Annotated in this window: 8 protein-coding genes and 1 pseudogene; 5 read left to right on the top strand and 4 right to left on the bottom strand. The window is 62.3% G+C overall.

The window, feature by feature from the left end:
- Together HMPREF2678_RS05415 and clpB are read right to left on the bottom strand one after the other, a co-directional pair.
- Positions 1 to 642 (bottom strand): annotated as a pseudogene (locus HMPREF2678_RS05415) (helix-turn-helix domain-containing protein); the annotation flags it as partial.
- Between the two features lie 107 nt (positions 643 to 749).
- Positions 750 to 3,425 carry an ATP-dependent chaperone ClpB gene (clpB, locus tag HMPREF2678_RS05410; RefSeq protein ID WP_070551276.1) on the bottom strand — a complete coding sequence of 892 codons (2,676 nt, stop codon included), beginning with the start codon at positions 3,423 to 3,425 and terminating at the stop codon, positions 750 to 752.
- Positions 3,426 to 3,513: 88 nt separating this feature from the next.
- Between clpB and HMPREF2678_RS05405 the strand changes: the two genes are divergently transcribed.
- Together HMPREF2678_RS05405 and HMPREF2678_RS05400 are read left to right on the top strand one after the other, a co-directional pair.
- Positions 3,514 to 3,729, top strand: coding sequence for a hypothetical protein (locus HMPREF2678_RS05405; protein ID WP_141747030.1), 216 nt, complete (start codon positions 3,514 to 3,516; stop codon positions 3,727 to 3,729).
- 103 nt (positions 3,730 to 3,832) lie between these two features.
- Entirely contained in the window at positions 3,833 to 4,483 is a 651-nt protein-coding gene (locus HMPREF2678_RS05400) for a hypothetical protein (protein WP_070551272.1), read from the top strand.
- A 4-nt stretch (positions 4,484 to 4,487) separates the two neighbouring features.
- On the opposite strand, the gene HMPREF2678_RS05395 is transcribed toward HMPREF2678_RS05400, so the two are convergent.
- Positions 4,488 to 5,261, bottom strand: coding sequence for an IclR family transcriptional regulator (locus HMPREF2678_RS05395; protein ID WP_035002743.1), 774 nt, complete (start codon positions 5,259 to 5,261; stop codon positions 4,488 to 4,490).
- A 150-nt stretch (positions 5,262 to 5,411) separates the two neighbouring features.
- On the opposite strand from HMPREF2678_RS05395, the gene HMPREF2678_RS05390 reads away from it, so the two are divergent.
- The 3 genes from HMPREF2678_RS05390 (at position 5,412) to HMPREF2678_RS05380 (ending at position 9,032) form a co-directional block, all read left to right on the top strand.
- Entirely contained in the window at positions 5,412 to 6,578 is a 1,167-nt protein-coding gene (locus tag HMPREF2678_RS05390) for an acyl-CoA dehydrogenase family protein (RefSeq protein ID WP_070551270.1), read from the top strand.
- A gap of 63 nt (positions 6,579 to 6,641) precedes the next feature.
- Positions 6,642 to 7,748, top strand: coding sequence for a CaiB/BaiF CoA transferase family protein (locus HMPREF2678_RS05385; protein WP_070551268.1), 1,107 nt, complete (start codon positions 6,642 to 6,644; stop codon positions 7,746 to 7,748).
- A 105-nt stretch (positions 7,749 to 7,853) separates the two neighbouring features.
- The gene (locus HMPREF2678_RS05380; RefSeq protein ID WP_246817895.1) at positions 7,854 to 9,032 is read left to right on the top strand and encodes an FAD-binding oxidoreductase; all 1,179 of its coding nucleotides are present in this window, start codon (positions 7,854 to 7,856) and stop codon (positions 9,030 to 9,032) included.
- A gap of 25 nt (positions 9,033 to 9,057) precedes the next feature.
- Here the strand turns inward: HMPREF2678_RS05380 and HMPREF2678_RS05375 are convergent, their stop codons facing one another.
- A complete protein-coding gene (locus HMPREF2678_RS05375; protein WP_034969364.1) occupies positions 9,058 to 9,972 on the bottom strand; it encodes a carbon-nitrogen hydrolase family protein in 915 nt (304 codons plus the stop codon).
- Between the last annotated feature and the right edge of the window lie 258 nt (positions 9,973 to 10,230).

The following is a 10,230-nucleotide window of genomic DNA, read 5'->3' as shown; positions in this document are numbered from 1 at the left end:
GTTCAAAACTTGCCCGGATCGCGTCTTTGAGCTCGGCATGCTTATCTGGCTGGCCGAGTCGTTTCTGGTGGTAGAAGAACGTCGACCGTGGGATACCTGCTGCCTCTAGGAGGTACTCCAAGCGGTGGTGCGACTTGAGGATGACGATCGCCTGGACTTTCAGGCGTGTCCCTGGTTCCTCAAGTCCCGCAATTTTTTTAAGTACGCGTTTTCCGCTTCCAACCGTGCGATCTGACGGCGCAGCTTGTCTTCTTCTGTAAGCCGCTTCGGTGCAGCCGAGCCTTTGGGTCTGCCCTTCGGCTTCGGTTTCAACGCCTCATCGCCGCCTTTGCGCCATTTCCAGGACCAATCTTTGACGAGCTGGTCTGACGACAGGCCAAACTCACGCGCAAGATCCATCATTGTCTCGCCGGCAAGGTGACGTTGGACAACTTCCTTCTTGATGTCGAACGAATACTGCTGCTTAATCGGTTTCTCCACAAGACATAGCCTGCCATGCAGCTTAAACCGACGATAGAGCGTACGGACGACGTATTTGGAGACACCAAGAGCATTGGCAGCGGCAGCACAGCCCATGCCTTGCTCGAAACACTCCACCAGCTGCTCACGCTGATGCTCACTCAGCGAACTTCGTGCTCTCAATGAAAACTACTCCCCACTAGTCGGTAACTGATTTCTCAGTCCAACTAATGGGGAGCAGTTCAAAACAGGTGGGGCGTTTGCGCAGGTCAGAGGCTAATGGCTAACCATTATGCCTCGCCGTCGGTGGCTCCCAGGGAGGTGATGACCACCCCCGGAGCACTAGCGCCAACACCAGCCACACCAGCACTACCGCCAGCCACACCAGCACTACCACCAGCCACACCAGCACCACCACCAGCCACACCAGCCTCGCCGCTGCGGTCAACGTCCACGCGCACCGTGTCGCCATCGCGCACCTCGCCGGCCAGTAGCTTCTTGGCCAGCTGGTCGCCGATCGCCTTCTGGATCAGGCGGCGTAGCGGCCGGGCGCCGTAGGCAGGATCGTAGCCGTGCTCTGCCAGCCACGACTGGGCGTCGTCAGTAACATCCAGGATCAAACGACGGGCCGCAAGGCGCTCTGCCAGAGCGCCCACCTGGATAGACACGATGGATTTCAGCTGGTCAGACGACAGGGGCTCGAAGATCAGCACGTCATCCAGTCGGTTGATGAACTCCGGCTTGAAGGCGCGCTTCACAGCCTCCATGACTTCCTCGTCGGTGCCGCCGGCGCCGAGGTTCGAGGTCAGGATCAGGATCGTGTTGCGGAAATCCACGGTCCTACCCTGGCCGTCGGTCAGGCGACCTTCGTCCAGCACCTGCAGCAGCACGTCGAACACGTCTGGGTGGGCCTTCTCCACCTCGTCGAACAGCACCACTGTGTATGGGCGGCGCCGGACTGCCTCGGTCAGCTGACCACCAGCGTCGTAGCCAACGTATCCCGGAGGGGCACCGACCAGGCGGGCGACGGAGTGCTTCTCGCCGTACTCCGACATGTCGATGCGCACCATGGCGGTCTCGTCGTCGAAGAGGAAGTCGGCCAGAGCTTTCGCCAGCTCCGTCTTACCCACGCCCGTCGGACCCAGGAACAGGAAGGAACCGGTCGGACGGTTCGGATCCGCTACCCCAGCGCGTGCACGGCGCACCGCGTCGGACACTGCATCGACCGCACTGTTCTGGCCAACTACGCGGCCACCCAGCACAAGCTCCATGTTCAGCAGCTTCTCGGTCTCGCCCTGCAGCATCTTGCCCGCGGGCACGCCGGTCCAGGCGGACACCACGTCGGCGATCGTATCTGGCGTGACCTCCTCAGTCAGCATCATGCCTTCCTGCTGCTCGGCCACGGTCTCTTCGGCCGCGGCCAGCTTCTTCTCCACGTCCGGGATGTGGCCGTAGCGCAGTTCGGCAACCTTGGCGAAGTCGCCCTCGCGCTCAGCGATCTCGGATTCGCGGCGCAGGTTGTCCAGCTCTTCCTTCAGCTCGCGCAGGCTGTCGATGCTGCCCTTTTCGTTTTCCCAACGCGCGGTCAGGCCGGCCAGCTTTTCCTTCTCGTCGGCCAACTCGCTGCGCAGGCGCTCGAGGCGGTCCTTCGACGCAGCGTCGGTCTCCTTGGCCAGCGCCATCTCTTCGATCTCGAGGCGGCGGACGACGCGCTCCACGTTGTCGATCTCCTCTGGGCGCGAGTCGATCTCCATACGCAGTCGAGACGCAGCCTCGTCCACCAGGTCAATCGCCTTATCCGGCAGGAAGCGGCTGGTGATGTAGCGATCCGACAGGGTTGCTGCTGCCACCAGCGCGGAGTCCTGGATACGTACGCCGTGGTGCACCTCGTAGCGCTCCTTCAGGCCGCGCAGGATACCGATCGTGTCCTCCGCGGTCGGCTCACCAACGTAGACCTGCTGGAAGCGGCGCTCCAGTGCGGCGTCCTTTTCGATGTACTTGCGGTACTCGTCCAGCGTCGTCGCGCCGACCAGTCGCAGCTCGCCGCGGGCCAGTAGCGGCTTGATCATGTTGCCCGCGTCCATCGCGGAATCTCCGCCTGCACCGGCACCGACGATGGTGTGCAGCTCGTCGATGAAGGTGATGACTTCGCCGTCGGCCTCCTTGATCTCGTCCAGCACAGCCTTCAGTCGCTCCTCGAATTCGCCGCGGTATTTCGCGCCGGCGACCATGGAGCCCAGGTCCAGGCTGATGAGCTTCTTGCCGCGCAGGGACTCGGGCACATCGCCAGCGACGATGCGGCGGGCCAGGCCTTCGACGATTGCTGTTTTACCGACGCCAGGCTCTCCAATGAGCACAGGGTTATTCTTCGTGCGACGGGAAAGTACCTGGACGACTCGCCGGATCTCCTGGTCACGTCCGATGACGGGGTCGATTTTGCCTTCGCGGGCGCGTGCAGTCAGGTCGGTGGAGTACTTCTCCAGCGCCTGGAACTGGCCTTCCGGCTCCTCGGTGGTGACCTTTCGGTTGCCGCGGACGGATTCGAAAGCGCCGCGGATGGCCTCGAAGGTGGCGCCTGCCTCGTGCATCACCTTGGCCGCGTCGGAACTCCCCTTGGCGATGCCGGCCAGCAGCACCTCGGTGGAAACGTAGGTATCGCCCAGCTGCTCAGCTAGCTCCTGCGCTGCTGTCAGTGCGTTCAGTGCGTCACGGTTGAACTGTGGGTTCGCCATCTCGCTGCCGGTGGCCTGGGGGTATCCAGCGACCAGGTTCTTAGCTTTGGTGGCGATGACCTGCGGTTGTACGCCAGCGGCCTGCAGTACGGGCAGGGCGATGGAATCTTCCTGCTCGAGCAGCGCAACAAGCAGATGCGCCGGGCGGATATCCGGGTTGCCCTTGGCGGAGGCATCCTGGAGTGCAGCCTGCATCGCAGACTGGGTCTTTGTGGTGGGGTTGAAGCTCGTCATTTCTACATCTACCTCCTACGGCTTCGTGCCGGTCGCGCTTGCACGCCCCCGACTTTACTTGAGTACACCTCACTCAACCACCACAACCTTGAGTCTATTCCGCTCAATTTACGTATGCCAGTGTGATTTCCCCCACGTAATCACCCCGGCGGAGGCCGCCGCCCTGGGCGTACTAGCCGTCATAGTTCTGATCGGCGCGGTATACCTGATCCTGGGCTTCTTCATGGATCAAATCGCCATCATCGCCCTGGCCTTCCTGCTGTGGCCCGAGCTGGTGCTGTGGGTGCCGGAGTTAGCCGCTTAGGCTGGGCGCGCCCGTCGGATACAGCGTTCCTCTCCAAAGCGCTAGAGAACGCCTAGTGCTCAAAACCTGTTCAACCTGCAGAACATCCATTAGCGTTTAGCCCATGCACAAAGATCGCTACATTATCCTGCAAGCATCCACCTTCACCGAAGAGAATGTGGATCCCGACCTCTTTTTCGACCGGTTTCGCTGGGCCGAATTATCCCTGGGTTTTTCCTACACCGGCGATTCCGACGGAAAGGTAATCCCTCTTAGCCTTTGGGAAATTAATGATGCTACCCACGACACTATTGAAGATCTGCAGACTATTCGCGCACACTTAACCGTGCGATCGAAAGAGGATCGCTTCCCTCTTCGCCCGTTATTTGCCGTGTGGGACTCCGCATTGCCAAGTTCCGCGCTCTCAGCTCTCCACTCCATCAGTATGAGCGCGATTTCCGACTTCGGCATACCTTCAGTTTCCGATATCGAAGCTATCTCCGCTTGCGAGCGAAGCGTCAACGCATATGAACAGGACGAACCTTGGGCCAGCTCCGTCAAATCGCTCGAACAGACCATCTCTCGTCACCACATGAAGCAACGAGGGAAGATCACCGCATTCTCCGGTGGAAAAGAGGTTTCCAAGGAGGCGTACTACGCGGAAAGCTTTCGCCCCGCACTAATCTCCAGCGCCTTTGAAACCATCTTGCACACCCTCCCCCAGGGAGAGGACTGGCGAATCACCGCCACTTCTTCAACGACGAACTCAGCTTAAGCTGCTAACGGTTCCAGCGGGCGCTGTGGCGTCTTAAAACCTCAATAATCCGATCCGCGTCGCGCGCGATCTGCTCGGTCGAGGCAATGACGGACACCGAGGCCACCGCCACCCCCTGGCTCTCGACGCGCACGGCCACACCATCCGCACCGTTCAAAGCCACGCCGGGGGCCACGCATTCGCCGGTCGCGCGCATGTCTGGGTACCAGCGCTGGAACTTATTGATGGTCTCCTGCGAGCTCTCGGACGCAGCCAGAATCCCCCAGACCTGCTCGTGACCCAGCCCGGAGAGGATCGCCCATCCCGCCGATGTCTCGAGTGGCGGGCGCTGCAGCCGGTTTTGCGCCAGGTACTCGAACTCGGGGTCCGACAGCGCATAGTCGAGGTAGTAGACATTGTCGCCTACCAATGACGCCAACACGGCGATATAGCCCGTCTCTTCCACCACGTCTTCCAGCATCTCGTGGGTGACCTGATCCACGGGGCGGCTACCGGCGAGAGTACTCAGCAGATACGGGGCGAGCCCCAGGCGGAAGGCCTTGTCCCGTTCCTCCAGGTATCCGGCCGCGACCAGGCCATTCACCAGGGATTGGGTGGAACTCACCGGCGCGCCGATAGCCTTGGAAATATCCGTGAGTCCGCGCGGCTGCGGGTTGCGGGCCACAAACTCCAGAATGTCCGCGATCCGGTCGACGGTGCGGTGGTGAGACCTGCCGGGCTGCTGGTCGACGGGAAAGGGGAACCGCAGCGCGGACTCGGGGTGGGGCGCGTCGGGCATCGGGGGTCCTTTCGGCTTGGGGCGGCAGCTAACTATGACGATCTTAGAGGAAGTTTCCGCGAAAGCCTTTCGGAACGAAACTACTTCCCCTACACTCATAGGTACGCAAATCAGTATTGAAATACTTATATACGTAAGGAACTGACTGGCATGACTTCCTCCCTGCTGGACCTCACCTCCTTCAACAGCCTCCTCTCCGACGAAGAGCGCATGCTCCAAGAAGCCATGGCGGACTTCGCCAACAAATCCCTCAAGCCCAACGTGCAGGAGTGGTTCGACAAAGGCACCCTGCCCGCCAAGGAGCTGGGCCCGCAGTTCGGACAGCTCGGCGCACTGGGCATGCACCTGGAAGGCTACGAGTGCCCCGGCGCCTCCGCCGTCGCCTACGGCCTGGCCTGCATGGAAATCGAAGCAGTGGATTCGGGCCTGCGCTCCTTCGTATCGGTTCAAGGCTCCCTGGCCATGTTCGCCATCCACCACTGGGGCTCCGAGGAGCAGAAGGAAAAGTATCTGCCGAAGATGGCCGCCGGCGAGTACCTGGGCTGCTTCGGCCTAACTGAGCCCGATGCCGGTTCCGACCCGGCGTCCATGAAGACGCGCGCAACCCGCGACGGCGACGAGTGGGTCCTCAACGGCACCAAGATGTGGATCACCAACTCCCCCGTCGCCGACGTGGCTGTCGTGTGGGCCCGCACCGCGGATGGCTTCGCTGGCTTCATCCTGGAAAAGGGCATGGAGGGCTTCACCGCCCCAGAGATCCACAAGAAGCTCTCGTTGCGCGCCTCCATCACCGGCGAGATCGTGCTGGATAACTGCCGCGTGCCGGATTCCCAGCGCCTACCGAAGATCGACACCCTCCGCGGCCCGCTGACCTGCCTGAACGAAGCCCGCTACGGCATCATCTGGGGCGCCCTGGGCGCTGCCCGCGACAGCCTGGAAACCGCCATCGAGTACACCCAGACCCGTGAGGTGTTCGGCAAGTCTCTGTCCAGTTACCAGCTCACCCAGGCGAAGCTGGCCAACATGTCCGTCGAGCTCAACAAGTCCGTCCTGCTGGCCCTGCAGCTCGGCCGCCTGAAGGATAAGGGCGAGCTCGCCCCGCACCAGGTTTCCGTCGGCAAGCTGAACTCCACCCGTGTGGCCCTGGAGATCGCCCGCGAGTGCCGCACCCTGCTGGGTGCTTCCGGCATCACCTTGGAGTACTCGCCGTTGCGCCACGCCAACAACCTGGAGTCCGTGCTGACCTACGAGGGCACCGCCGAGATGCACCAGCTAATCATCGGCCAGGCCCTTACCGGCAAGGGCGCATTCCGCTAAGCCAAGCAGCCCAGCCCCTACCCCAACCCACTCCCCGCCCCGCTCCCAACCAGAAAGGCACACATGGGTTCCCCCCTCGAAGGCATCGTCGTGGCCGATTTCTCCCGCGTCCTGGCCGGCCCTTACGCGACCATGATGCTGGCAGACATGGGCGCACAGGTCATCAAGATTGAGCGCCCTGGCGTCGGCGATGACACTCGCTCGTGGGCGCCGCCCGTCAACGCGCAGGGCATGTCCACCTACTTCGCCGGTGTGAACCGCAACAAGAAGTCCGTGGAAATCGACCTCTCCACCGAAGAGGGCCGCCAGCAGGCCCGCCGCATCGCCGAAGAGGCCGACATCCTAGTGGAGAACTTCCGCCCCGGCACGATGCAGCGCATGGGTCTGGACTACGAAACGCTCCGCCAGCACAACGAGGGGCTGATTTACGCCTCCCTCTCCGGCTTTGGCTCCGGCAAGGGTGCGGACATCGGCGGTTATGACCTGATGGTGCAGGCCGTCGGCGGCCTCATGTCCATCAACGGCGAGGAAGGCCACCCCGTCAAGGTCGGCGTGGCTCTGGTGGATGTCCTCACCGGCCTGCACATGGGCATGGGCATCCTCGCCGCCCTGCATTCCCGCACCTCCACCGGCAAGGGCCAACACATCGAGATCAACCTGTTGCACACTCTGCTGTCCTCCCTGGCCAACCAGGCCAGCGCGTTCGTCGGCGCGGGCGTGATCGGTAAGGCCATGGGCAACACTCACCCGTCCATCGCCCCCTACCAGGTCTTCAAAACCCGGGAGGGCGACCTCGCCATCGCCGCGGGCAACGACTCGCTGTATCACCGGACCTGTCGGGTGCTGGGGCTCGAGGACTTAATTGATGACGCCCGCTTCACCACCAACAGCGACCGTGTCGCCCACCGTGCCGAGTTGGCTGAGATCATCGAGGGTGCGCTGGCGCGGGCCGGCGCCCAGGAATGGTTCCAGAAACTGCGCGCCGCCGGGGTGCCCGCAGGCCCTGTAAACAACATCAGGCAGGCCTTCGAGTTCGCAGAATCCTTAGGCCTGGATCCGATCGTGGAGGTCGAGGGCATGCGCAGTGTCCGCAATCCCATCAACTTCTCGGATACTCCGATCGAATACCACACCGCCCCGCAGCAGCTCGGCAACCAGGCTTTTCAATAGGAAAGTTTCTATTCACAGGTTCGGGTGCGACAATGAGGAGCAACCAACCGGCCCCTCACCCGGTTGCCTCAGCCCGCCCCTGTAGAACAAGGAGACTTCGAGCCCGTGGCACGCCACTCTTCTTCCGAGGAATACACCTTCGCAGAGTTGCTCGCGCTCATCGAAGAACATCGCCACGACCTGGTCGAACTCACTCGGACCAAGCTGCACGACATGCACCTGACGCCCACGGTCGTCCACTTTCCCCACCCCGCGGACGCCGAGTACAGCAACCCCTCCCCTAGCTTCTCGGAGACGATGGAGCTGGACGAGGCCTACCTGGATCGCACCATCCGCTTCATCCTGCGTGGCATCACTCACGGCGGCGAATTCGCGCCCGCCCAGGGAGAGTTCCTGGTCGCCACCGGCAAAGACTTCCGCAAGTTCGGCGTGGCCGCAGAGCATTATGCGGCGCTTGAGTCCGCGTTGGTGGAGGCTGTGGGGGAGCATATCGGCGTCACAAAAAAGCTCAGCGACACAATCAACCTCGGCTGTAGCCTGCTTGCCTACGGCGCGATCGAGGACGAAGAGGCCGCGGTGCCTGCGACTTCGGCCGCGCAGGTGCTCGAGGTGCTGCATCCTTGTGACGCCATCGCGGTCATCCGCGTGCAGATGGATCCGCCGTTGCCGTATTGGTCGGGCCAGCATGTGGAGGTGCGTACGCCACATACTCCGCAAATGTGGCGGGCGCTTTCGCCGGCGATTCCTTATAACGAGGACGGTTTGGTGGAGTTTCACGTGCGCGCGATCGGGCCATTCTCGCAGGGAATCGTGGAGAACACGCAGGTCGGAGAGCAATGGGTGGTGGCTAACCCGTACGGCGAACTGCAGATTTCGGGCAACAAGCCGGTGGTGATGGTGGCGGGTTCCACGGGTCTGGCGCCGGTGCGGGCGATTCTGCTGGAGCTGGTCCAGTCGGGGGAACGCCCGCCGATGGTGCAGCTTTTCTTCGGGGCGCAGAACCCGGAGGAGCTCTACGAGTGGAAGGGCCTGTTGGGCTTCGAGGAAGCCTTCGATTGGCTGGACCTGTACCTGGTGGTGGAGGATAACGCGCCCACCCCGGAGGGTTTCGATGCTTACACGGCGCGGGGGTTGGTGGGCGATGTGGCCGCCGAGCGCGGTGCGTGGCGCGATGCCGAGGTGCTGATCACCGGCGGACCGAAGATGAAGCAGCACACAGTGGAGGCTTTCCTCCGCGCCGGCGCGAACCGCGACCAGCTACGCTTCGACGTGCCTCACAGTTAGCCGTACCAACGCTGCAGAAACGCAGCTACTTCTTTTCGATATCGCCGACGACATCGACCCCCAGGCCGAGCTCACGGTCGGTGTGGTGGCCTTCCAGCACGGGCAGCGACTTGCGGATCTTGTCCACGTAGTTCGGGTCGATGTCGATGGTCAGCACCTGTGCCGCGTAGCCGGTTTCCGCCAGCCGGGCGCCATTCGGACCGATCGCCACGGAGTGCCCGATCCCCGTCGGGCCATCCGCAGTGCCGTAACGCTCCGGGGAGCCCGGCCGCGCCATGCCCGCAGCAATCAGGTAGCTGGTGGAATCCAGCGCGCGAGCCGCCGTGAGCTCGCGCCACTGCTCCAGCTTGCCCGGCCCATCCGCCCAGCTAGAGGGTACAACCATCACCTTCGCACCCGCAGCAGCCATCGCTACAAAGTGGCCCGGGAAGCGAATGTCGTAGCAGGTAGCCAGGCCCACACCCACTCCACCGACGTCGATAACCACGCGCCGGTCGCCGGGCTTGACGGTATCGGACTCCCGGTAGCCGAAAGCATCGTAGGTGTGGATTTTGTCGTAGTGCGTCACATAATCCGGCCCCGCGACCAGCAGCGTGTTGTGCACGCGTCGGAACTGGTTGGCTTCTGGCGAATCGCTGGGCTGTTCTTCCACCAACTGGCCACTTGGCGAGCGGTAGACGGTATCGGCCGGGGTGAACATACCCACCACGGCGATGGTTCCGTGCTTCTTGGCCGTATCGATAATCGCCTGGGCGAAGGGCCCATCCAGCGGTTGGGCGACGGTATCCAGCCGCCCATTATCGAAGGGGAACATAGCCGCTTCCGGGAAAACGACCATGTCGGCACCATTCGCCGCGCCGGACGCGATGTACTTCAGGATGCGAGCCAGGTTGGCTTCCACGTCCGGTTCGGCCTTCATCTGGATGACTGCGATACGCATACAGCCCACCCTAGCGACATTGCCGACATCGCGCCCCCTTTTGTCCCCTCCGCGCCGGTCACCCTGTGGATAAAACTGAGTTATCCACAGCCCCTCCATCTTTTTCTTTATTGACGCCCCTCGCCTCCCTACACTCACTTCTCACAAGCGAGTCACGCAGCAACAGGGACAGGGGAACACATGCAATATTCGACGCTGAATTACTTGAACTATCTAGACACAATGCAACTCGACGTATCAGCAGTTCAGGCACGGTGC

The sequence above is a fragment of the Corynebacterium sp. HMSC058E07 genome, from assembly GCF_001809885.1.
In the GTDB taxonomy this organism is placed as follows: domain Bacteria; phylum Actinomycetota; class Actinomycetes; order Mycobacteriales; family Mycobacteriaceae; genus Corynebacterium; species Corynebacterium macclintockiae.
The sequence above is the reverse complement of the archived record's forward strand: the minus strand, read 5'-3'. Positions and strand labels throughout refer to the sequence as shown.